The organism is [Brevibacterium] flavum (assembly GCF_019317305.1).
GTDB classification, from domain to species: Bacteria; Actinomycetota; Actinomycetes; order Mycobacteriales; family Mycobacteriaceae; genus Corynebacterium; species Corynebacterium glutamicum.
On record NZ_CP079240.1, the window covers coordinates 1,962,620 to 1,986,459 of the forward strand.

A 23,840-nucleotide genomic window follows, 5' to 3' on the forward strand; every position below is an offset into this window, starting at 1 on the left:
TCTAACATGCATCTGAAAAACAAAATGGGCCAGTGTGACCGGGAATTCACAACCTAAAATTCTTTAAAGTTTGATTTCCGTGTTGACGATCAACGCTGCTTGTGGGGTACTCCCCTCCAATACGGGAAAACTATAACCCAGATGGTGGGAAATTGCTACCCCGTCACCGCCCCGAAGCTAAAACCCCAGACACTCAACCCGACTTAAGCAAAAAGAATCGGACATGCTCCCACAGTTCAAAGCAGTCTAAAACCGCAAACTGTGCGAACAGGCCCGACTCAACGATCCAGAGCCACTAGGCTCCTAAAGCCTTAACACACTCCCTTGGAAGGATCAGCCTGCACGACGGTGGTGTTGGCCGCTTCTTCAGCTTCCGCTGCCACCTCGTCATCCCAGGTCTCTTCCTTCGGTGCGTCGGCGGGGTCTGCACCTTTAAGCATCCACAAAATGGTTTCCAGCTCTTCTGGCTTGACCAAAACTTCACGAGCCTTAGAGCCTTCGGATGGGCCCACCACACCGCGGGTTTCCATGAGGTCCATGAGGCGTCCGGCCTTGGCAAAACCGATGCGCAGTTTGCGCTGCAGCATGGAGGTGGATCCCATTTGTGAGGTCACCACGAGTTCGACTGCTTCGAGGAGATCTTCCAGATCGTTTCCGATATCGGCATCGATCTTCTTAGCTTCGGAAGCCTTATCTTCGGTGACACCGTCGGTGTATTCAGGCTGGCGCTGAGCCTTGGCCATGTCCACGACCGCTTGGATTTCTTCATCGGTGACAAAGGCACCCTGGATACGTTGTGGCTTGCCGGCACCCTGTGGGATGAACAGCGCGTCGCCCATGCCGATCAGCTTTTCAGCGCCACCCTGGTCCAAAATAACGCGGGAGTCAGTTAGCGATGAGGTTGCGAAAGCCAAACGTGAAGGAACGTTGGTCTTGATCAGACCGGTCACAACGTCCACGGATGGGCGCTGCGTTGCCAGCACGAGGTGGATACCGGCGGCACGTGCCTTCTGGGTGATGCGCACGATGGACTCTTCGATTTCCTTCGGTGCGGTCATCATCAGGTCAGCGAGCTCGTCGACCACACACACGATGTATGGGTACGCACGGTATTCGCGCTTGGATCCTGGAGGGGTCTCAATTTCGCCAGATTTAATCTTGCGGTTGAAGTCCTTGATGTGGCGCACACGGGTTTGTTTCATGTCCATGTAGCGCTGTTCCATTTCCTCAACCAGCCACTGCAGTGCTGCCGCGGCCTTCTTTGGTTGGGTAATGATCGGCGTAATCAGGTGTGGAATGCCCTCGTATGGTGTGAGTTCCACCATCTTTGGGTCCACCAGAATCAGACGGACTTCTTCTGGCTTTGCACGCGTGAGCAGTGACACCAGCAGCGAGTTCACGAACGCCGACTTACCAGAACCGGTGGAACCAGCCACAAGAAGGTGAGGCATTTTCTGCACGGAGTAGGACACGAAGTCGCCTTCAATATCCTTACCCAAACCAATGAGCATGGAGTCTTTGTTTTCCACGGTGGCACGCGCATTGAGCACATCACCCAGGCGAACCATCTCACGGTCAGAGTTTGGCACCTCAATACCGACTGCTGATTTACCTGGAATTGGGGTCAGCAGACGAACATTCTCAGTCGCCACAGCGTAGGCAATATTGGATTGCAGGTTGGTGATTTTAGAAACTTTCACACCAGGTCCCAGCTCAATTTCATAGCGCGTGACTGTCGGACCACGGGAGAAACCAGTCACGGTCGCATCAACATTGAACTCACTGAACACGTCAGTAATGGCCTCGATCATGCGATCGTTGGTCTCTGAGTGAAGCTTCGCTGGCTCGCCTGGAATCAGCAGATCGGCACTCGGCAACACATAAGTGCTGTCGCCATCGCTGACAATGTCGGCAGGGGTCGGCGCTACAGGAGCAGGTGCCGCAGGCTTCTTCTCCACGACGGGATCCTTGCCCGATCGCGCAATAATCGCCTGACGCATGCTTTCCCTCGACGCTGCCACCGCATCCGACGCCGGCGCCGGCGCCAGATCTTCCTCGGTCACCGCTGGGAACTCATCAGTTTCGGTGACGCTCGGCTTCTTCAAGATGCTTGTCGACGCCTCCCTCTGCTTCACCTGCGGTTCCGCGGGGGCCTCGGCCTTCGCGTCATCCACGGGATACTTATCCAGCGACGCCGCTGGGCGGCGCGCAGGTGTTGGGGCTGGCGCAGGAACTGGTGCCGGTGGCGGAGTCAGAGGTGGGGTGCGACGTGGCGCAGCCTTAGGCAGCGCTCGGCTAGGGGTTCTACTTGGTGCACGACCGCTCGCGCGGGATTCCAACTCGCGTTCCACGTGTCCGTAGAGATCATCCTCTTCCTCGTCGAATTCATCTTCATCGCGGTTAAATCCTGCGAAGCCAAAGAAGCCACCCGCAAATTCGATGAACTCACGAATCGAAATTCCCGTGGTTTTCAACGCTCCCCAGAACAGCAGCAGAAGCAGGATCGGCACCGCCAAGAACACGGAGAATCCCAGTTCCAATGGGGTTCCAATCCACGCACCGATGGCACCGCCAGCGGTCTTTCGGCCCTCCCACTCAGCTGGGTTACCAGCAAAGAGGTGAATCAAGGCCAGCATGCACACGATGATCACACCGATGCCCAACATCACCCTGCCCTGAGCTTGACGCTCTGGAGTGTAACGAAGCATGAGCGCGACAGCCCACCCAATGAGGCCGACCGGCAAGATCCAAGCACCAGCGCCAATAGCGAGGTGGACGATATCGGCGATGAACGTGCCAATCGGTCCACCAATGCCTAGCCACACCGCAGCGCCCAAGACAATTGCAATACCAACCAGGCTCAATGCAATGCCGTCTGCGTGCTCTTCTACATAGGCAGAAGTGCGGTTTCCTGATTGCTCATCAAAATCCTCATCGAATTCCGGCTCAGGTTCAACAGCCTTGCTCCGCGATTTTCGTGTGGCGGGTTTCGTTGCGATCTCCTCCTCGAAATCATCAAAATCATCGAGTACATCTTCGTTTCGACGACGACCAAGTTCACCAATGGAACGGGTCATCTTACCCAAGCCACTCGCGGTGGCACCAAATAGCGTTCCGATACCGGATCCCACAGCGCGAAATGCGCTGCCGGTCCGTTCTTCGGAAGTATCAGCAGCGCGTCGAGCGGTCATCGATGTTGTAAACGCAGCAGTCTCTGACCGGCCACCCCGAGAGATGCTGGTTGTTGGTTTGCTTCGCCTGGTCGTCGCGGTGGTTTTTGGCCCCGTCGACTTTCCCGATGATCGTGAGCTTCCCCGCTTGGGTGCGCCGTTTCTGACAGTCATGGCCTTAACTCTAGTCGCTCAAACAACTCTATTCACAGAAGCACCACGCGATTCGTCCAAGTTTTCTATAAACTTCCCCGAACAACGCCCTCTTGGTTGCCTTCAAATGTTAGTTTCACAACATCACGGCCAGACAGCCACAACAGCAGCTCCCCTACCCCACCGCTAATCCGACAGACGTTTTCACCATCGGCCGACACTCCCCGACCTTCATGAAGAACAATCCTCGGAAAACCCACCGGAGCTAGAACCACGGGTCGCGGTGATTTGATCATTCGTGGAGCCAGAAGTTTTAAAATGCGGTGCAGCTCTTTGCCGTGCGCATGGTCCATGGGACGAACTTCTACTTCATCGCCTGGCTGCAACGCGCCACGCAGAACATCTTCATGGTGAATGAAATGCTCCATGCCATTTCCAATAGAGTCAAGGGCTCGCCATGGATTCAGCCCCTGTGGGCCTTCAGCCCACGCGTTGACAACGTCCACGTAAGGGCGGGTAAGCGCTTCTTCAAACTCTTCTTTTGCAGGATCCTGCTTGCCGGGAAGCATACTGCGCAGCGCTGCTCCTGGCTTCTGCTCACGGACATAAAGGTGTGCCGCAAGATCTTTGGTGGTCCATTCGCCGCACAAGGTTGGTGCGTCTGGCCCCTTTTCCAACAGTGATGCTTGAAGTGCTGCTCGTTCTGTTTGTGCGAGATTCATGCAACCAAGACTAGATCAATGTGTAGAAACGCGTTGAGCCCGCGGCACCCAGGTTGGGTGCTGCGGGCTCGCGACGTCGAAAAGCGAAATGCTTTTACAGGGACTCGCGTGAAGCGCGAACCTCATCGTCACCGATGTGCGTGGTTTCCGCAGTCATCGGAATGACGGTTGGCATGATGACCGGCTGGCGCTTCCACTTCTGCTCGACGAAGCGAGAGAGCTTGCGGCGCAGCTGCTGAACCATGCGGTAAGGATCGTTTTCACCTTCAGCTGCAAGATCATTCATGGTGGTTTCGGACAGCTCAGTGACCTCACCCATCATGGACTTTGCATCCTCAGAGAAACCGCTGGTCTGAACGGTTGGGCGCTCCAACAGACGGCCAGTGCGGTTGTCGATGACAGCAGTGATCGAGATCAAGCCACCCTCACCAAGCGAGGTACGGTCTGCAAGGATGTCCGCGTCAATATCACCCATGGTGACACCGTCGACGTAAAGGTTACCAACTGGAATCTGACCAACAACCTGTGCGCGACCGTTGACCATATCAACCACAACACCGTTTTGTGCAAGCACAACGTTGTCGCGGTTAACACCAGTGGAGATAGCCAGTTCCTTGTTGGCGCGCAGGTGGCGCCACTCGCCGTGGACAGGCATAGCGTTCTTCGGACGAGCGGCGTTGTACAAGAACAACAGCTCTCCGGAGTAGCCGTGGCCCGAGGTGTGCACCTTGGCGTCGCGACCGGTAACAACAGTTGCACCGATCTGAGCCAGCATGTTGATGACACCGAACACTGCTTCTTCGTTACCTGGAACCAGGGAGGAAGAAAGGATAATCAAGTCTCCATCACGGACAGTGATCTGTCGGTGCTCACGACGCGCCATGCGAGACAGCGCAGCCATAGGCTCACCCTGAGTACCAGTGGTAATCAGCATGACCTTGTGAGGAGCCATACGAGAAGCATCATCCATGGAAATAATGGTTCCGCGAGGTGCCTTCAGGTAACCAAGCTTCTCCGCGATCTCCATGTTGCGAATCATGGAACGACCGTTGAATGCAACCTTACGGTTGGACGCAACAGCAGCATCCACAGCTGCCTGAACGCGGTACACGTTGGAAGCAAACGACGCCAAAATGACGCGCTGCTTAGCATCGCCGACCAAACGCTTCAGGGTTGGAGCAACATCAGCTTCAGATCCAGAAACACCAGGGGTGGTGGCGTTGGTGGAGTCACACAGCATCAAGTCCACGCCCTCGTCACCGAAACGGGACAATGCAGGCAGGTCAGTTGGGCGTCCATCAGGAGGAGTCTGATCCAGCTTGATGTCACCGGTGTGGATGACCAAACCAGCAGGAGTCTTGATAGCAAGACCAAGGCAGTCTGGGATGGAGTGGTTAACAGCCCAGAAGCGAATGTTGAACGGTCCGCGGTCCTCATTGGACTGCTCATTGACCTCGATCAGCTTCGGACGCTGACGGTGTTCCTTACACTTAGCTGCAATCAGAGCCAAGGTGAAACGGGATGCCAAAATTGGGATATCGTTGCGCAGCTTCAGCAGCCAGGGAATAGCACCAATGTGGTCTTCGTGTCCGTGAGTAACCACCAATGCATCGACGCGGTGCAGGTGATCCTCAATTGGGCCGAAGTCAGGAAGAATCAGGTCAACGCCTGGCTCACCTGAAGATGGGAAGAGCACACCACAGTCCACGATGAGCAGACGGTTGTTGTACTCAAACACGGTCATGTTGCGACCGATTTCGGAAATGCCACCAAGTGCGTAAATACGCAGACCGTTTGCCGGTGCCTTTGGTGGCTCTGGCAGGCGCTGGGTCAGATCCGCACCCTGCATCGACTTAACAACGTTTCGGCGTCCGCCACCGCGGTTGCCACGGTTTCCGCCCTGACGGTTCTGGTTACCGCTGTTGTTGTTCGCGCCCTCATTGGCGTTTCCGGATCCACGACGTCCACGACCACCGCGACGGTTGTTGTTGGAACGGTTGCGGTTGTTGTTTCCGGACTCGCGGTTCTGGGAACCTTGAGCGTTCTGGGAACCCTGAGAATCTTGGGATCCTTGAGCACCTTGCGCAGCATCCCGATTGTCGTTTCCGGCGGTCTCAGCTTTTACAGCGCTCTGGTTAGAGGAAGCATCTGGTGCCTGAAAGACAGGGGTATCCACATGGTTTTCCTGACCAGCTTCTGGTGGGCCCGCCTTGCGGGTAACCTTCCGGCCGCGATTTCGGGAATCATTCATATTTATAGAACTCCAGCTTTTTTCATGTCTTCTCGGAGAGCCTCAAGTTCCTGCTCATTTGGAGCCATAATTGGAAGTCGAGGATCTCCTACGTTGATGCCCTGCAGACGCAGAGCAGCTTTTGCCAAGCTGACTCCACCCAAGCGACCTTGGGCAGCTACCAGCGGTGATAGTTTGGCGTTGATTTCCCGCGCACGGACGAGGTCGCCTTCCTCGAAGCTTGTGTACAACTCACGTAATGCTGTGGGGGCTGCATGTCCAATTACGGAAATGAAACCTGATCCGCCCAAAGCAAGCCAAACAAGGTTTAGTGGGTCATCGCCTGAATACCAGGCAAGTCCCGTTTCTTTGATCAATGACGTGGCTGCAACGAGGTCACCCTTGGCGTCCTTGACCGCCAAAATCGTAGGTAATTCACTCAGGCGTCTCATGGTATCAGACTCAATTGGAATACCTGACCGACCAGGAATGTCATAGAGACAAATTGGAACCTCTGTTGCTGCAGCAATTGCACCGAAGTGCGCCAGCAATCCCTCTTGGCTCGGCTTGGAGTAATAAGGAGTTACAACTAAAAGGCCGTCTGCGCCAGCAGAAGCAGCAGCTTCCGCAAGTTCCACAGATGTCCGCGTGTTGTTGGTTCCGACACCGGCGATGAGCTTCGCCCGATCCCCAACTTCCTCACGAACGGCCTTGAGCAGTTCTAGTTTTTCAGCGGCGGTTGTCGTTGGGGATTCACCAGTGGTGCCCGCGAGAACCAAAGAATCCAAGCCCTTATCAACCAAATAAGCCGCGACTTCGCGGCCAGCAGCGATATCGATGGCTCCGGATTCCGTGAATGGAGTAACCATTGCTACTCCAACGGTGCCGAAGTGCTCTACTCCGGTCTTAGCTGTTAAACCTGTGCTCATAGAGTTCAAGGTTACCTTCTTCCCTCATTTGGGGGTTAAACAACCCCGCAAAAAACCTAACAACTTTTGCATAACAATCGCCCAAGCCACATTCCGATAAGAACAATTGACATGAGCAAGAGGTTTTTACGGCTGTCTTTTACAGCCAAAAATGTTGTCTTAACTATATGAATTTTTAGCTCGTGGGTGTGAGCTTTGCGTTAAAAGTCCATGACATACGGGCTTGTTGCCATTTGCGATCCGTCTGCCAAAGTTTCAATCTCAAAATCACCGAAAACAGTTGGCGCTGCTACCTGCAGCTTTCTTAAACATCCTACCGCTACTTCGCGGATTTCGACGTCTGCATGTTCACTGGCTCGCATGCCAATGAAATGCCTCCAGGTGCGGAAGTTTCCAGACACCACGATTCTGGACTCTGTAGCGTTGGGCAGCACAGCGCGAGCTGCTTGACGAGCCTGCTTTTTCCTTAAAAGTGCATTCGGTTCATCGCCAAGTTTTTCTTCCAGCGCATTAAGCAGCTCATTGAAAGCGAACCGAGACTCATCCATGGCGTGCATGAAAAGTTCACGCAACTGCGGATCTTCATCGATGAGAGTGGGCACCACTACTTCCGATTCTCCGCTGTGCACGAAACGCTGAGACAGTTGAGAGAAGGAAAAATGGCGGTGTCGGACCAATTCATGGGTCGCGGACCGAGAAATGCCTCGGATATACATCGTGGCATTGGCATGCTCAAGCAAAGCAGTGTGCCCCACTTCCATGATGTGGCGCAGATACGCAGCATTGGAAGCAGTTCGAGGGTTCGGCTTATCAAAAGTTTCGTAGCAGGCACGACCCGCAAACTCGACGAGTGCTTCCGCGCCCTCAACATCAGTTGACCACTCAACATCAGCGGGTGGAGTAAAAGAACTGCACGCTATCAACTCCACGCTCAATTTAACTTGTTCGGCCACAGCCTTTAAACGCTCCTTTTAAAAAATTCCACCCGCTGCTGAAATGAGCCTTTACAGGCCTAGGTAATGCTCAAGTCCTACGACTAGGCCTGGGTGCTGTGCAATGTTGCGCACACCCACCAAGACACCTGGTGCAAATGAGTTGCGATCATAGGAGTCCTGCTTGATGGTCAAGGTCTGACCCTGGGTGCCAAAGATAACTTGCTCGTGAGCAACCATGCCGGACATGCGGACTGCATGAACTGGGATTCCATCTACGCTTGCGCCACGGGAACCCTCAAGTGCCTGCTCGGTCGCATCTGGCTGTGCGTCCATGCCTGCTTCTTTGCGTGCCGCAGCAATGCCCTGAGCAGTGTGGATCGCGGTGCCTGAAGGTGCATCCAGCTTGTTGGGGTGGTGCAGCTCAATAACTTCAGCTGATTCGAAGAAGCGGGCAGCCTGCTTGGAAAAGACCATGGTCAACACCGCAGAGATAGCAAAGTTAGGTGCGATCAGAACACCGACATTGTCTTTTCCTTCAAGCCAGGTGCGAACCTGCTCCAAACGAGCATCATCGAAGCCCGTGGTTCCAACAACCGCAGAAATGCCGTTGTTGATGCAGAACTCCAGGTTGCCCATCACAGCGTTAGGAGTGGTGAAGTCAACGACAACTTCAGCGCCGTTGTCTACCAGAAGGCTCAAATCATCGTCGACGCCGATCTCTGCAACAAGCTCCAGATCATCGGACTCATTGACTGCTGCCACAATAGTTTGACCAACACGGCCTTTGGCTCCGAGAACGCCAACCTTGATTCCCATTATTCTCCTTCATTTTCGTGGGGCGAAGAGTTTTTCAAACGCCCACCAGTCTAGACGTACCCATTCAGAAGGTGCTGATATCCATACCTAACTGACCGTTTTGGTCTGTGTTGTTAACGATTGTTCATCAGTTTGTTCCGTTCTAGGGATTAATCACACAGGTGGAACTATGTTTGAAATATGAGACTTAAGTTGCCCTTCACCGCCCGTTCCGCAGGTAGTTCCTTGGCGCTTGTGGTTTCCGCCTCTTTACTTTTAAGTGCTTGTGATGGAAGCGGCTCAACGCCTACAACCTCTGCTAGTCCTGCTCCAGTTGTGACAGAAACTGAAACCGCTAGCCCGGTCACCACAACTCGCACGCCTTCAGATGCTGCCCCGTCGCCTACCACTTCAGAGTCCACTGGTTCAGAGTCCACCAACTCCCCTTCCCCCACTGCTTTGCCGCCGTTGGGTTCCCCGTCGATGGATCAGAAGCAGCAGGCTCAAGTTGGTGACTCCGATATGTCGATCGCTGGCATCCGCGTTGCCGAGCACGAAACGTTCACGCGAGTTGTTTTTGATATCGCCGGTAATAGCCAACCTGGTTGGTGGGTCGATTGGGCCACTGATCCAATTCAGCAGGCGTCAGGTCTTCCAGTTGAGATGGCTGGTGATTCCTTCCTCAACGTCAATATTCAAGGCATTGGATATCCTGATCAGGTTGTCGTTCCAGGTATCGATACCGGATCATATCCTGGTGCAGGCATTGTTGAAGACATCAACTTCACCAGTACTTTTGAAGCCCGTTCCCAAGTTCTCATTGGTGTATCTGGTCAACCCCGAAATTACTCGGTCTCATTGCTGCAGGAACCAACCAGGCTTGTGGTGGACATCGTTCACTAGCACTGGAACGCCGTCAACTACAGATAGAAAAATGTGGCGCTAAAACCTCGCAATAAGGTTTTAGCGCCACATTTATTTTTAGCCCGATCTAGCCAGATCTAGCCAGAACTAATTAGTCCTCTTCAACAACTGGGACCAAGGAGATCTTGCCGCGGTTGTCGATGTCAGCGATTTCGACCTGAATCTTCTCGCCAACCTTCACCACATCGTCGACCTTTTCTACTCGCTTGCCGTTACCCAGCTTGGAGATGTGAACAAGGCCGTCGCGGCCTGGGAGCAAGGAAACGAATGCTCCGAATGCGGTGGTCTTAACGACGGTTCCGAGGAAGCGCTCGCCAACCTTTGGCAGCTGTGGGTTCGCCAGAGCGTTGATCTTTTCGATCGCCGCTTCAGCAGATGCGCCGTCAGCTGCAGAGATGAACACGGTGCCGTCATCTTCGATGGAGATGTTTGCGCCGGTCTCTTCGGTAAGAGCGTTGATGTTCTTACCCTTTGGTCCGATCAGCTCACCGATCTTTGCCACTGGGATCTTCACGGTGGTGATGCGAGGAGCGAACTTGCTCATCTCATCAGGTCCGTTGATGACATCAGACATGGTGTTCAGGATGGTCAGTCGGGCATCGCGTGCCTGCTCAAGCGCATCGGAGAGCACCTTGGAAGGAATGCCGTCCAGCTTGGTGTCCAGCTGAAGTGCGGTGATGAAGTCTGCGGTGCCGGCAACCTTGAAGTCCATGTCGCCGAATGCGTCTTCTGCGCCGAGGATGTCGGTCAGTGCAACGTACTCGGTCTTGCCGTCGATTTCACCGGAAACAAGTCCCATGGCGATACCTGCAACAGGTGCCTTCAGTGGAACACCAGCGTTGTACAGGGACAGAGTGGATGCACAGACAGAGCCCATGGAGGTGGAGCCGTTGGAGCCCAGAGCTTCAGAGACCTGACGGATTGCGTATGGGAATTCCTCACGGGATGGGATTACTGGCAAAACTGCGCGTTCTGCAAGTGCACCGTGGCCGATTTCGCGGCGCTTTGGTGAGCCCACACGACCGGTTTCACCGGTGGAGTATGGAGGGAAGTTGTAGTGGTGCATGTAGCGCTTCGCATCGCCTGGTGCCAGGGAGTCGATTTGCTGTTCCATCTTGAGCATGTCCAGGGTGGTGACACCGAGGATCTGGGTCTCGCCACGCTCGAAGAGGGAGGAACCGTGCGCACGTGGGATGAGCTCAACTTCTACTGCCAGGTCACGGATGTCGGTGACTCCGCGGCCGTCGATGCGGAAGTGATCGGTGAGGATCATGCGGCGCACGATGGCCTTCATGACAGCGTTGTATGCTGCACGGATTTCCTTGGACGCTTCAGCTGCTGAGCTGTAGGAAGCCTCGAACTTTGGAAGCAGTTCGGCTTCGATTTCTTCCATGTAGGCGTTGGTAGCGTCGTCGCGCTCTTGCTTTGCCTTCAGGGTCAGCAAAGAAGCTAGCTTCTTGGATACCTTGCGCTCCACTGCGGAGTACACCTCGTCGGTGTATGGAGGGAACAGTGGGAATTCCTTGGCTGCGTTTCCAACGCGCTGTGCCAGACCTTCCTGTGCGCGGCACAGGATGTCGATGAATGGCTTAGCTGCTTCAAGGCCGTCGGAGACGATCTTTTCGGTTGGTGCTGGTGCACCGTCTTTGACACGGTTGACAACGTTTTCGGAAGCGCCAGCTTCCACCATCATCACTGCGACGTCGGAGAAGGTCTTGTTGCCGCGCTTGCGCTCGACGAGGCGACCAGCCACAACGATTTCAAATACGGACTGCTCATGTTGAGCGTGGGTTGGGAATGCAACCCATTGGCCTTCTGGGTGCTTTTCATCAACAACCAGTGCCATGCGAACGCCACCGACAGCGCCGGAGACAGGAAGTCCGGAGATGCGGGTTGCTGCGGAAGCTCCGTTGATTGCTACGACATCGTAGTAATCCTCAGGGTTCATGGACATGACGGTGACAACGATCTGAACCTCATTGCGCAGGCCCTTAACAAAGGTTGGGCGCAGTGGGCGGTCGATGAGACGGCAAGCCAGGATAGCTTCGGTGGATGGGCGGCCCTCACGACGGAAGAAAGAGCCAGGGATGCGACCAGCTGCGTACATGCGCTCTTCAACGTCCACGGTCAGTGGGAAGAAGTCAAAGCCCTCGCGTGGCTGGTTGGATGCGGTGGTGGTTGCCAGCAGCATCGTGTCATCGTCGAGGTAGGTGGTCACTGCACCATCTGCCTGGCGGGCAAGTTGGCCGGTTTCAAAACGGATGGTGCGGGTTCCGAAGTCACCGTTGTCGATGGTTGCGACGGCCTCGATCAGGCCAAATTCGGTGTCTTCGAAGTACTTTACATCGCTCATATGCGAGTAGGTCTCCTCATGTTTAGTTCTGCTCGGCGATCATCGGTGTCGCCGCGAAGATTTCTGCGGTCTAGAACGGTAAAAACCTTACCAGTTCTCTCCAGTTTTCCCCACTATCAGTTTTAGCGCTACTCGACACGAGTTTTATTCACCAAAACCGGTGGCAGGAAACGCGAGAAAACCCGCTTCCCCACCACTTTAAGAGGCAAGGAAACGGGTTTAAAAGACTGGAAAAACCAGGCTTATCGACGCAGGCCGAGGCGTGCGATCAGATCACGGTAGCGATCAACGTTGTTGTCAGCCAGGTACTTCAGCAGACCACGACGACGACCAACGAGCAGCAGCAGACCACGACGGGAGTGGTGATCGTGCTTGTGGAACTTGAGGTGCTCGGTGAGGTTGTTGATGCGGTTGGTCAGAAGCGCGATCTGTGCTTCTGGGGAACCGGTGTCGGTCTCGTGGAGGCCGAACTCGGAAAGGATGGACTTCTTCTGCTCAGAAGTAAGAGCCATGGTGTCTCCTAAAAGTTATTTCAGTCCGCATGAAAAATTTTCACTCATTCATCCAAGATAAACCCGGATGATGTGTGTACTTTTCGCAACTGCTGCGGACCGCAGTCGCAAAACCACCTTGGAAGCTTAACAGCTTGGTGGTACTTCTCCAAAAACCTTCACCAAAGCTGCTTTTACTGCTGTGCTGCGACTCGGCCGATGCGGGTCATGAATTCAGAAAGGAAACGATCCACGTCTACGGCGACAGCTGCGCGGGAGGTGCGCACTGGATCGTTGAGGCGGACTTCATCGCCAATGGTGCGTCCACGGGTCTCGCCCTCAATGTCTACCTTGAGGTTGATGGGGAGCAAAGTGACCAGGCTTGGGTCCACTGCAACGCCTACTGCCAGTGGGTCGTGCAGGCCGCAACCGCCCAGGTGTGGTGCGGTGGTCTCATATGCCTTGATGTAGTAATCAGTCATGTCGGCCAGTGCGATAGCAGCTGGAGTGCCCAGTTCGCGCCACTGCGCAGTGTGCTTCTTGGTAAGAAGGGTCTGCAGGGTGACATCAAGACCGATCATGGTGACATCTGCACCGGAACGGAACAGATCGTTTGCTGCATCTGGGTCCTGGTTGATGTTTGCTTCTGCCCATGGGCTGACGTTGCCTGGGACAGTCAAGGCGCCACCCATGATGACCACGTGAGCCTTGGAAGCAAAGCTTGGATCCTTTGCGATTGCCGCAGACAGGTTGGTCATGGGGCCAGTTGCGATGATCACCAGGTCATCGCCGTGGGTGTTGACGGAATCAATGAGGAAATCCACTGCGCCGGGGAGTGCCTTTGACTCGCTTGCTGGCAGCTCGACTTCGCCGATGCCGTTTTGTCCGTGAATGAACGCGGAGATCTCAAGAACTTCAAAGCCATCCTTGGTCTGTGCGTGTGGCTCACCCAAGTACACAGGTACTTCTGGTGCACCGAACAGATCAAGCAGTGCCAGGTCATTGACTGCACCGGTTTCGAGTAGCACGTTACCGTAGGTGGTGGTGACACCAATGAGCTCTAGTTCAGGTGAGCCCAGTGCGTAGGCAAGTGCGAGGGCATCATCGATGCCGGTGTCGATATCAAGGATGGCTTTTTTGCTCATGCGTTTTTAACCTTTCAGGTTTTTATTTTTAAGGTCGGGCACCATCATAAGGCACCCGATGTGACAAGCTTGATGGCCGGTGACCGGCCTTAAGCGCTGGGCTGGGTGTCGGCGTCGAGAAGCAATTTGTCTTTGGCAAGGATATCGCGGGCGTTGGTGACATCGCGGGCCATGGCGTCTAGTAGCTCGTCGACGCCATTGAATTTGACCATGTCGCGCAAGTGTCCCACGAATTCCACCATGACATGGTGACCGTACAGGTCGGCTTCCTGGTCGAGGATGAATGCCTCGACGCTGCGTCGCTCATCGCCGAAGGTGGGATTGGTGCCCACGGAAATGGCAGTTTGGTAACGCACGCCTGGAACCATGGTGCCGTCGATATCGCGGGAGATTTCCTTGTCGATTTCGCGGTCATCGGTGATGGTGAACCAGCCTGCATACACGCCGTCGGCGGGCAGCGCCACAGAGGTCGGCAGGTAGAGATTCGCGGTGGGATAGCCCAATTCTTTGCCGCCACGGCCAGCACCACGGACAACTTCGCCGCGCACGGCATAGCGTCGACCAAGCGCCCAGTTCGCGCGCTCAACCTCGCCCTGATCCAAGTAATCGCGCACCAAGGTGGAGCAAATACGCTGGTCATCATCATGCAGCAGCGGAGCAATCGTAACATTCACGCCAAACTTTTGTCCCAATTCCCGCATCGTGGACTCAGTGCCAGCGCCATTGACACCGAAGGTGAAGTTCTCCCCCACCACAACTGAACGCGCATGCAGCGTATCCACGATCATGGTTGTGAAATACTCTTCAGCGCTCAGACCTGCGAGTTCTTTAGTGAAATCAATAACCAACGCAGCATCGACGCCACATTCCGCAGCCAAATTAAGGCGATAATCCAAAGGAGCCAAACGGGTTGGCTCTTTACCTGGCAAAAACACAGCGATCGGATGCGGGTCAAAGGTCACCATGACACAAGGCACACCCAGCTCCTCGGCCTGCTTCTTGGCCTCGCCGATTAAACTTTGATGCCCCCGGTGGAGCCCATCAAATACACCAATGGTGACTACCGATCCTTGAAGATCAGCCGGAACGCTGTCTAGTCCACTCCAAATATCCACTGTTTTAGACTACGGCATAGACTCAACAGACATGAATGCTCCTGCCCCTAAACCTGGACTCGTGATCGTCGACAAGCCCGCCGGAATGACATCCCATGACGTGGTGTCCAAATTGCGCCGCGCATTTTCCACCCGCAAAGTAGGCCACGCAGGCACCCTCGACCCCATGGCAACCGGCGTGTTAGTCGTCGGAATTGAGCGCGGAACCCGCTTCCTGGCACACATGGTGGCCTCCACCAAAGCCTACGACGCCACCATTCGACTCGGCGCCGCCACCAGCACCGATGATGCAGAAGGCGAGGTCATCTCCACAACAGACGCATCCGGCCTCGACCACAGCACCATCCTTGCTGAAATCGCCAACCTCACCGGCGACATCATGCAAAAACCCACCAAAGTCTCCGCCATCAAAATCGACGGCAAACGCGCCCACGAACGCGTCCGCGACGGCGAAGAAGTAGACATTCCCGCACGTCCCGTCACCGTCAGCGTCTTTGACGTGCTCGACTACCGCGTCGACGGTGAATTTTATGACTTAGATGTGCGCGTCCACTGCTCCTCCGGCACCTACATCCGCGCGCTCGCCCGCGACCTCGGCAACGCTTTGCAGGTCGGCGGCCACCTGACCGCGCTTAGGCGCACAGAGGTCGGCCCTTTTACGCTTAACGACGCGACCCCCCTCTCCAAACTCCAAGAGAATCCAGAACTCTCCCTCAACCTCGACCAGGCACTCACCCGCAGTTACCCAGTCCTTGACATCACCGAAGACGAAGGCATTGACCTGTCCATGGGCAAATGGTTGGAACCTCGCGGACTGAAAGGCGTCCACGCTGCAGTAACACCATCAGGAAAAGCCGTGGCGCTCATCGAAGAAAAGGGCAAACGCCTGGCCACCGTGTTTGTTGCTCACCCCAACACTCTTTAGTTGGTCTGCCAGAAGCCGATTTAAGAGGTCGAATTTCGCTAGATAGGTGTGAGTGTGGAAAGAGCGGTTTGGAGGGCTTAAACGCGATTTTGAGAGGGCACTATTTCAGGTGGGCTGTGGAAATAAACCAAAACCAACTCCGCCAATCCAAGCCTTGGTTTCAAACGCACTGAGAGTCCAGACCAGCAAAGTGTCATTGCAGACCAAAGACGCCCCGAAAAAGGGGCCTCTTGGTCTAATATTCACGGTTGCTGTACGTGTTGAAAGCTAGAAGCGGTTCTTAAACGCCGTGCCGTGCGAGGCATCCACCAACCTGGCTTTCAGCTCACCCAGGTATCCTCTCCATCCAGTTCAAGTCACTGCAGTCGCAGCTATGACATAACCATCACGCAGTACCCATTTACCTGAAATAAACGGCACTGGAGTTGGTCGAACCAGCAAATAGGACACAAAAGTGCCATCATCACGCAAGTCGATCTCAGCTTGTTCAAAACCAAGCCACCTATGCGTCAGCGGGAACCACGCTTTGTATGTTGCTTCCTTGGCACAAAACAGCAGGCGATCCGCGCAGTGCACACCTTGCTCCTCCAAGCGCTTAAGTTGAGGGATCTCCCCCACCCGAGCGATTGAACCCAAAACATCCTTGGGCAGCGGCTCCGCAGGTTCGGCATCCAATCCCATAGAACGCACCAACAATCGTGGCGCCACCACAGCAGCTCGGAATCCGTCAGTGTGGGTCAATGAACCAGACACCGAAGAAGGCCACAATGGCATTCCTCGTTCCCCACGCAAAATGGGATCACCGCTATCTCGTCCCAAAGCTTGGAGTGCCTGATGTGCACACCACCTGGCATCTCCAAACTCTGCTTTTCTAATATCAACCGAGTGCGCTACCAGTGCCTTTTCCAACGGATGCAACTGATGGAAATGGTCTAAATTAACAGCATCGCCAGTTTTCATGAAAGAAAACTTTGCCGAATTTGGAAACAAAGACTCATCCAGCATTGTCCACCTCCATCACTGGATATGGCCACACATGCTGCCCAGACCAATGCTCCCATTCGCGCGGATAACCCAACGACACTTCAATGTGTTTCACACCGTTGACGTTGGTTATTCCGGGTATATGCAGATGACCGTAAATAACGGCTTCCGCGTTGTAGCGTTCGGCCCATCCCCTGGTGTGGCGAGTACCGCACCACAATGCAAGTTCCTGCCAGCGCATCTGATAAGTCGGTTCCACCACCAGCGGCCAGTGGTTAATCAAAATTGTTGGCCCGTTGATCTTGCTCAAACGCTTAATGGAATAGGCTAAGCGATCCCAGCACCACGCTCGGATATCAACAAAAGGCGCAATAGAAAACTCATCAGTCATCATCACTTGACGATCCCGCGCCGCTTGCACAGCCTGCTCCACGGTGAAACCAGGTCGACGGAACGAGTAGTCATAGAGTGTAAACAACGGAACGATAGTAACCCCACCAAAGGTTAAATAAGGGTCCTCCGGAGTCAACACATCAATCTTTCGGCAGCCTTCAACGAGTTCAGAGTACTTATCGCGCCCCTGATAGCGGTCCGCGGAGCGAGAAAACAACTCATGGTTACCCGGAACCCAGATCACCTTGGCAAAGCGCCTGCGCAGACGTGCCAAAATTTCCAGCACCAATTCGGTGCGTTCCGCCACGTCACCTGCAACAATCAACCAGTCAGACGGATCCTTAGGCTGAATATTCTCAATTGGATCAGCGTTAGCTTTCACCGCTGCATGGAGGTCAGAAACCGCCCACAGAGTTGTGGTCACCTGTCACCTCCACATAGTTGTTGCTAAAAGTCTTTGTCCATTATGCCTGCAGTCCAGCAAATGTGGTTTGCCACGCGCCGAAGCTAACGCGCCCACTTCATAGACTTAAACCGCCAAATCACCGCAAATAGTCGGATCAGAATAAACGCCAGCAAACCACACCACACGCCTGTCAGCCCTGCATCTAATGCATAGGAAATCCAGACGCCTGGTAAGAATCCGACCACAACCGCCAAGATAGAGGCATTTCGGAGGAACACCGCGTCAGCAGCACCCAACAGCACACCATCAATAGCAAAGACAATGCCACCCAAAATGATCATCGCGACCATGATCCACCACGGGGAAGCAATCGCATCTAAAACGTCGGCGTCCTGAGTGAAAATACGCGGAATCCACGAGTGTAAGACCACGAACACCAAACCTAAGCCACCAGCGAAAATCAGAGAGTACTTAATCACCTGATTACCCACCCTGCGGGCGACCTTCGCAGTTCCAGCGCCCAGGGCTGCACCAGTTAAGGTCTGCGCCGCGATAGCTAAAGAATCCAGCACCAATGTGATGAAATTCCACAGCTGAAGCAACACCTGGTGGGCCGCCAAGGATGCCGTGCCAAATCGTGCAGCCACAGCGGCCGCGGAAAGAAAAGCAACCTGGAACGACATTGACCGCATGATCAAATCACGTCCAAGAACCAACTGATTTTTCATCACCGTCCAGCCCGGCTTCCACGAACCTTCGTGGTGCTTGATCAATGCACCCAAAAACAGCGAAGCAGTAATTGCTTCTGCAATGAGGTTTGCCCAGGCAGAGCCCACAAGTCCAAACTTAGCCACGAATATCGGAATCAAGATCGCGCCGGGGATGACTCCCGCCAAGGTGAAATAGAGTGGCAGCTTGGTGTTTTGAATACCTCTTAACCAACCGTTGCCAGCCATGATCATGAGAATTAGTGGCACCGCAAAAGCAGCAACCCGGAGCCAATGCCCTGCTTCTTGGGCTAGAGCTTCATCACCACTGAGCCACAACGCGAAAGTCGGGGCTCCAATGAGCATCAGCGTTAAGATGCCCAAGCCTACAAAGAGTGCCACCCAGGTTGCTTGCACACCTTCGGCAATTGCTCCCCGGCGATCACCCATTCCGAAAATTCTCGATGATCTCGCGGTAGTTCCATAGGACAAGAATGTCAGCTGTGTTGTCACTTGAGCTTGAATTGTTGTTGCTGCGCCCAACGCAGCCAATTCGAAGCCACCCAAAGTGCCAACAACCGCTGTATCCAACAAGAGATACAGCGGCATCGCAGCTAGAACACCCAGTGCGGGGAACGCGAGCCCGAAGATCTGCTTTGCAGAAACATCATGGGACTCATGCTCAAAGTCGTTGTTAGACATCGACATGCGCCGAGCTTCGCAAAGACTCCCCCAATGTAACGGTTGCTTCAATCAACGTATCGAGGGCTTCGATTTCCGTACCACGAGCGGTATAGCCTGCAGCAGGAATGTGTCCGCCACCGCCAAGATGCACTGCCAAGGAAGCGACACTCAAATTGGAGGAACGCAGTGACACGGTATAGACGCCACGTTCATATTCTTTGAATACTGCTCCGAAGTCTGCGCCTTCCACAGCGCGAACCATTTCGATCAAGCCTTCCACAACGGCGCGTGAACGGCCGTTGATGGTATCGAAGTCTGCCACGAGAACAGCAAGAGTATATGGCCCTGCTTCCCGCAGCTCGATCCGAGAGACAATCTGGCCAACAAGACGCAAATCGTCCACGGAGGTTTGATCAAGCAATGCTGATGAAATGGCACGAATGTCTAGACCGAACTCCATGAGTTCTTTAGCCATGTCATGCATGACTGGTCGACCCCACCTGAAGCACCCAGTATCGGTGAGCAGTCCAGCATAAAGGCCGTGGGCGATATCGGGAGTAATTTGCACCGACATCGCATCAAACCAGTCATATAAAATCGTGGTGGTGGATTCTGCCTCCACATCGATTAAGTTGACGGCACCAAACCCAGGATTGGTGGCGTGGTGATCAACCACCAATACTTTGTCAGGATTGTTGACGATGATGCTTTCAAACGCACCGGTGCGTTCGATTGACCCACAATCAACAACAATGATGAGGTCAGATTCCGTCAGTGAATCGCCAAAATTAATGTTTGATGCCCCAGGAATGGTGTACAAGTTCTCGGGCATCGAATCTAGCTGGCCGATTGCACCTACGGCGTCTTTACCAAGTTGCTGTAGTGCGGCCACTGTGGCAGCTACACTGCCGATTGCATCAGCATCGGGTCGCAGATGTCCCACAACGCTAACCGTGTGAGCTGCCTGGACTAATGCTGAAGCAGCATGAAACTGACTATTATCCGTCACTGGTGTTATTCCTCAGATTCAGACTTGGATGAAGTCTTGTAAGGATCTGCATCACCTGCAGGCGCTGCACCTTCGCGCAGTTTAGCCAGCTCCTCATCGCGCTTGCGAGCACGATCCAACAAAGCTTCCATGTGTGCGGATGCCTCTGGGACGGTATCGATGCTGTAAGTCAGGGTTGGGGTAAACCGAACACCCAGCTGCTGGCCAACGATCTTCCTCAGCTGGCCGCGTGCTCGGTGAAGAGCCTCTGCTGCTGCCTCAAGATCTGGTTCTTCTTCAATGGAAGCTCCACGAACGGTGTAAAACACCTTTGCATCGTGCAGGTCACCGGTCATGGTCACATCAGTAATTGTGACGAACTCAAGTCGGCGGTCCTTGATATCGCGTTCAATGGCGCTGGCCACGATAGTTTGAATGCGCTTTGCCATACGAGCCGCGCGGGCGTTGTCAGCCATGGTGGACCACTCCTCATCTTCACAGAGTCGAAATAATTCTTTTGGAATTCTACCCTGAATTGGAAAAATTTTAATAAGTTTATCTACCCTGCTATTCCTAGCTTAAAAGGTAGGAACAAAACAGGTGTGCAAAGGGGCTGGCCTTCCGTTGGAAAGCCAGCCCCACGTGCATGACCCCGGGCTAGTTATGCCCCGAGCCGGAAATGCTTAAGCTTCGCGTGGAACCTCAACCATTTCGTAGACCTCGATCTTGTCGTCGACGGAGATGTCTGGGTAAGACAGAACCATACCGCACTCGTAGCCTGCAGAGACTTCGGTGGCATCGTCCTTCTCACGGCGAAGGGACACGATCTTTGCATTCTCGGCGATGACGTTGCCGTCGCGAGTAATGCGGACTGTGGCGTTTCGGCGCACCTTGCCGTCTTCAACCATGCAACCTGCGATGAGGCCGACAGAGGAAGCCTTGAAGATCGCACGGATCTCAGCATGTCCGATAACGCGCTCTTCGTAGATTGGCTTGAGCATGCCCTTGAGGGCCGCCTCGACCTCTTCGATAGCACGGTAGATGATCGTGTAGTAACGAACATCGACGCCTTCTGCGTTTGCTTCCTCAGTTGCCTTACCTTCAGCGCGAACGTTGAAGGCGATGATGACAGCGTCGGATGCAGCTGCAAGGGTGACGTTGGTCTGGGTAACTGCACCCACACCGCGGTCGATGATGTTGAGCTGGACTTCATCGTCCATCTCAATCTTTAGCAATGCTTCTTCCAGTGCTTCCACGGAACCTGCGTTGTCGCCCTTAAGAATGAGGTTAAGGGTGCTATGTTCCTTAAGAACTGAATCCAGATCCTCGAGGGAGACGCGCTTGCGGGAGCGTGCTGCCAGAGCGTTACGCTTGCGGGCGTTGCGCTGGTTAGCAATCTGACGTGCAATGCGGTCATCTTCAACAACCAGAAGGTTGTCGCCGGCGCCTGGGACACCGTTAAGACCCTGAACCTGAACAGGACGGGAAGGTCCGGCCTCTTCAACGTCGCGTCCGTATTCGTCCACCATGCGGCGAACACGTCCGTAGGTATCGCCTGCAACGATGGAGTCACCGACGCGCAGGGTACCGCGCTGGACGATAACGGTTGCCACTGGTCCACGACCACGGTCGAGGTGAGCTTCAATTGCAACACCCTGTGCGTCCATTTCTGGGTTAGCAACAAGGTCAAGCTCAGCGTCTGCGGTCAGGCAGACAGAAGCGAGCAGCTCATCGATGTTCAGTCCCTGCTTTGCAGAGATGTCAACGAAGATGGTGTCGCCACCGTACTCTTCAGGAATCAATCCGTATTCGGTCAGCTGACCACGGATCTTCTCTGGAGAAGCTTCTGGCTTATCAATCTTGTTCACTGCAACCACGATTGGTACATCTGCAGCCTTAGCGTGGTTGATTGCTTCCACAGTCTGAGGCATAACGCCGTCGTCTGCTGCAACAACCAGAACCGCGATATCTGTGGACTTTGCACCACGGGCACGCATTGCGGTGAAAGCCTCGTGACCTGGGGTATCCAGGAAGGTGATGGTGCGCTCAGTGTCCTCGACATTTACCTTGACCTGGTATGCACCAATGCCCTGGGTAATGCCGCCGGCTTCGTCGGAGCCCACATTTGCCTTACGGATAGTATCCAGCAAACGAGTCTTACCGTGGTCAACGTGACCCATGACGGTAACCACTGGAGGACGCTTAGCAAGGTCAGCCTCGCCACCTTCGTCCTCACCGAACTGAAGGTCGAAGCTTTCGAGCAGCTCACGGTCTTCATCTTCTGGGGAAACAACCTGAACCTTGTAGTTCATTTCCTCACCGAGCAGCTGCAAGGTTTCATCAGAAACCGATGCAGTTGCGGTGACCATTTCACCCAAGTTGAACAGAGCCTGAACCAATGCTGCTGCGTCTGCGCCGATCTTATCAGCGAAGTCAGCCAAAGATGCACCGCGCGCGAGGCGGATGGTTGCACCCTTGCCGTCTGGCAAACGAACGCCACCAATGACGTTCGGTGCCTGCATTGATTCGTACTCGTTGCGCTTCTGACGCTTCGACTTACGTCCCCTGCGTGGAGCACCACCTGGACGGCCGAATGCACCTGCGGTACCGCCACGACGACCGCCACGGCCTGCGCCGCCACCGGTTCCGCCACCACGGTTGAATCCGCCACCAGCGCCACCGCCGGCTTGGCCACCACGACCACCCTTGCCAGGTGCCTTAGCAGGCATCTGACCTGGGGTTGGAGGCATCATTGCTGGGGATGGACGACGTCCGCCACCTTGACGCTCCTGGGAAGGTGCTCCCTGAGCACCCTGAGCGGAGCCACCCTGTGGGCGTGAACCGCCCTGAGGGCGTGGTCCACCCTGTGGGCGTGCTCCACCTGCGCCAGCGCCTTGACGCTGACCGCCGCGGTTACCCTGACCATCACGCTGTCCGTCGCGCTGACCATCTCGCTGGCCACCTGGACGACCCTGGCCCTGTGGACGTGGTCCACCGCCTGGGCGAGGTCCGCCACCAGGACGTGGGCCGCCACCTGGGCGAGGAGCTGGACGCTCGCCACCACCGGTGGAGAATGGGTTGTTAGCTACACGTGGTGCACGTGCGCCTGGCTTTGGAGCAGGCTTGCCCATTGGACGTGGCATGCCGTCTGGGCGAGGTGCTTCCGCGCCTGGCTTAGCTGCTGGCTCTGCCTTCTTAGCTGCATCGCCTGGAGTTGGGCCAGAAAATGCTGGCTTAGCGGCTGCTGCAGGCTTTGCCTGAACGCCTGGCTTTGGAGCTGAACCTGGCTTAGCGGCAGAAGGAGCTGCAGGTGCTGCTGGCTTTGCTGGAGCACCTGGCTTAGCGGCTGCTGCAGGCTTTGCCTGAACGCCTGGCTTAGGTGCTGCGCCTGGCTTTGCTGTAGAAGCTGCAGAAGGAGCAGCTGGGGCAGGCTTTGCTGCAGATGCTGCAGGTTTTGCTGGAGCACCTGGCTTTGGAGCTGCTGACGCAGCTGGTTTTGGCGCAGCAGGCTTTGCCACTCCAGGCTTCGCAGCGGTGTCGGACTTATCCGAACCGCTCGAACCGTAGTGCTCCTGCATCCTCTTCACAACTGGGGGTTCAATTGTGGATGATGCGGTTTTAACAAACTCGCCTTTATCCTTAAGGGTGGCAAGTAGTTCCTTGCTGGTAATACCGAGTTGCTTAGCAAGCTCATGTACACGTAGCTTTCCGGGCACTTCTCTCCTCTAGTTCTTGCCAGAGGTTCGAAGGCCCTTAAAAGGTAAGGGACCTTTGACCTCTAGCGTTAATTA

18 protein-coding genes are annotated in these 23,840 nt (G+C 54.8%); 2 read left to right on the forward strand and 16 right to left on the reverse strand.

Annotation, left to right across the window (positions count from 1 at the left end):
* Positions 1-311: 311 nt before the first annotated feature.
* The 6 genes from KW808_RS09475 to dapB form a co-directional block, all read right to left on the reverse strand.
* Positions 312-3,191, reverse strand: coding sequence for an FtsK/SpoIIIE family DNA translocase (locus tag KW808_RS09475; protein ID WP_003861665.1), 2,880 nt, complete (start codon positions 3,189-3,191; stop codon positions 312-314).
* A gap of 218 nt (positions 3,192-3,409) precedes the next feature.
* On the reverse strand, positions 3,410-4,045 hold the full coding sequence (locus KW808_RS09480; RefSeq protein ID WP_003861666.1) for a TIGR03085 family metal-binding protein: 636 nt from the start codon (positions 4,043-4,045) through the stop codon (positions 3,410-3,412).
* A gap of 94 nt (positions 4,046-4,139) precedes the next feature.
* Positions 4,140-6,296, reverse strand: coding sequence for a ribonuclease J (locus tag KW808_RS09485; RefSeq protein ID WP_003857476.1), 2,157 nt, complete (start codon positions 6,294-6,296; stop codon positions 4,140-4,142).
* A 2-nt stretch (positions 6,297-6,298) separates the two neighbouring features.
* Entirely contained in the window at positions 6,299-7,204 is a 906-nt protein-coding gene (gene dapA, locus KW808_RS09490) for a 4-hydroxy-tetrahydrodipicolinate synthase (protein WP_003861670.1), read from the reverse strand.
* A 200-nt stretch (positions 7,205-7,404) separates the two neighbouring features.
* Positions 7,405-8,157, reverse strand: coding sequence for an FAD-dependent thymidylate synthase (gene thyX, locus KW808_RS09495; protein ID WP_003861673.1), 753 nt, complete (start codon positions 8,155-8,157; stop codon positions 7,405-7,407).
* Positions 8,158-8,208: 51 nt separating this feature from the next.
* Entirely contained in the window at positions 8,209-8,955 is a 747-nt protein-coding gene (gene dapB / locus KW808_RS09500; protein ID WP_003861674.1) for a 4-hydroxy-tetrahydrodipicolinate reductase, read from the reverse strand.
* A 180-nt stretch (positions 8,956-9,135) separates the two neighbouring features.
* Between dapB and KW808_RS09505 the strand changes: the two genes are divergently transcribed.
* On the forward strand, positions 9,136-9,837 hold the full coding sequence (locus tag KW808_RS09505) for an AMIN-like domain-containing (lipo)protein (RefSeq protein ID WP_003861676.1): 702 nt from the start codon (positions 9,136-9,138) through the stop codon (positions 9,835-9,837).
* A gap of 112 nt (positions 9,838-9,949) precedes the next feature.
* On the opposite strand, the gene KW808_RS09510 is transcribed toward KW808_RS09505, so the two are convergent.
* The 4 genes from KW808_RS09510 to KW808_RS09525 all read right to left on the reverse strand — a co-directional run bounded on the left by KW808_RS09510 (position 9,950) and on the right by KW808_RS09525 (position 14,962).
* A complete protein-coding gene (locus KW808_RS09510; protein ID WP_003861678.1) occupies positions 9,950-12,211 on the reverse strand; it encodes a polyribonucleotide nucleotidyltransferase in 2,262 nt (753 codons plus the stop codon).
* 242 nt (positions 12,212-12,453) lie between these two features.
* Positions 12,454-12,723 (reverse strand): 30S ribosomal protein S15, encoded by a 270-nt coding sequence (gene rpsO, locus KW808_RS09515; protein WP_003857482.1) that lies wholly within the window; start codon positions 12,721-12,723, stop codon positions 12,454-12,456.
* A 173-nt stretch (positions 12,724-12,896) separates the two neighbouring features.
* A complete protein-coding gene (locus KW808_RS09520; RefSeq protein ID WP_003857483.1) occupies positions 12,897-13,847 on the reverse strand; it encodes a nucleoside hydrolase in 951 nt (316 codons plus the stop codon).
* An 89-nt stretch (positions 13,848-13,936) separates the two neighbouring features.
* Entirely contained in the window at positions 13,937-14,962 is a 1,026-nt protein-coding gene (locus KW808_RS09525; protein ID WP_011014798.1) for a bifunctional riboflavin kinase/FAD synthetase, read from the reverse strand.
* Between the two features lie 31 nt (positions 14,963-14,993).
* On the opposite strand from KW808_RS09525, the gene truB reads away from it, so the two are divergent.
* Positions 14,994-15,887, forward strand: coding sequence for a tRNA pseudouridine(55) synthase TruB (gene truB / locus KW808_RS09530; RefSeq protein WP_003861683.1), 894 nt, complete (start codon positions 14,994-14,996; stop codon positions 15,885-15,887).
* 351 nt (positions 15,888-16,238) lie between these two features.
* On the opposite strand, the gene KW808_RS09535 is transcribed toward truB, so the two are convergent.
* The 6 genes from KW808_RS09535 to infB form a co-directional block, all read right to left on the reverse strand.
* Complete coding sequence (locus tag KW808_RS09535) at positions 16,239-16,892, reverse strand: 4'-phosphopantetheinyl transferase family protein (protein ID WP_003861685.1); 654 nt, start codon at positions 16,890-16,892, stop codon at positions 16,239-16,241.
* Positions 16,882-17,688 carry a metallophosphoesterase family protein gene (locus KW808_RS09540; RefSeq protein WP_003861687.1) on the reverse strand — a complete coding sequence of 269 codons (807 nt, stop codon included), beginning with the start codon at positions 17,686-17,688 and terminating at the stop codon, positions 16,882-16,884. Before KW808_RS09540 ends, KW808_RS09535 begins: the two co-directional genes overlap by 11 nt.
* Before the next feature lie 83 nt (positions 17,689-17,771).
* The gene (locus tag KW808_RS09545; protein WP_003861690.1) at positions 17,772-19,085 is read right to left on the reverse strand and encodes an MATE family efflux transporter; all 1,314 of its coding nucleotides are present in this window, start codon (positions 19,083-19,085) and stop codon (positions 17,772-17,774) included.
* The gene (locus tag KW808_RS09550) at positions 19,072-20,070 is read right to left on the reverse strand and encodes a DHH family phosphoesterase (protein WP_003861692.1); all 999 of its coding nucleotides are present in this window, start codon (positions 20,068-20,070) and stop codon (positions 19,072-19,074) included. The genes KW808_RS09545 and KW808_RS09550 overlap by 14 nt, the downstream gene beginning before the upstream one ends.
* A gap of 5 nt (positions 20,071-20,075) precedes the next feature.
* The gene (rbfA, locus tag KW808_RS09555) at positions 20,076-20,525 is read right to left on the reverse strand and encodes a 30S ribosome-binding factor RbfA (RefSeq protein ID WP_003861694.1); all 450 of its coding nucleotides are present in this window, start codon (positions 20,523-20,525) and stop codon (positions 20,076-20,078) included.
* A gap of 207 nt (positions 20,526-20,732) precedes the next feature.
* Positions 20,733-23,765, reverse strand: a complete 3,033-nt coding sequence (gene infB, locus KW808_RS09560; protein WP_003861696.1) for a translation initiation factor IF-2 — start codon at positions 23,763-23,765, stop codon at positions 20,733-20,735.
* Positions 23,766-23,840: the final 75 nt, after the last annotated feature.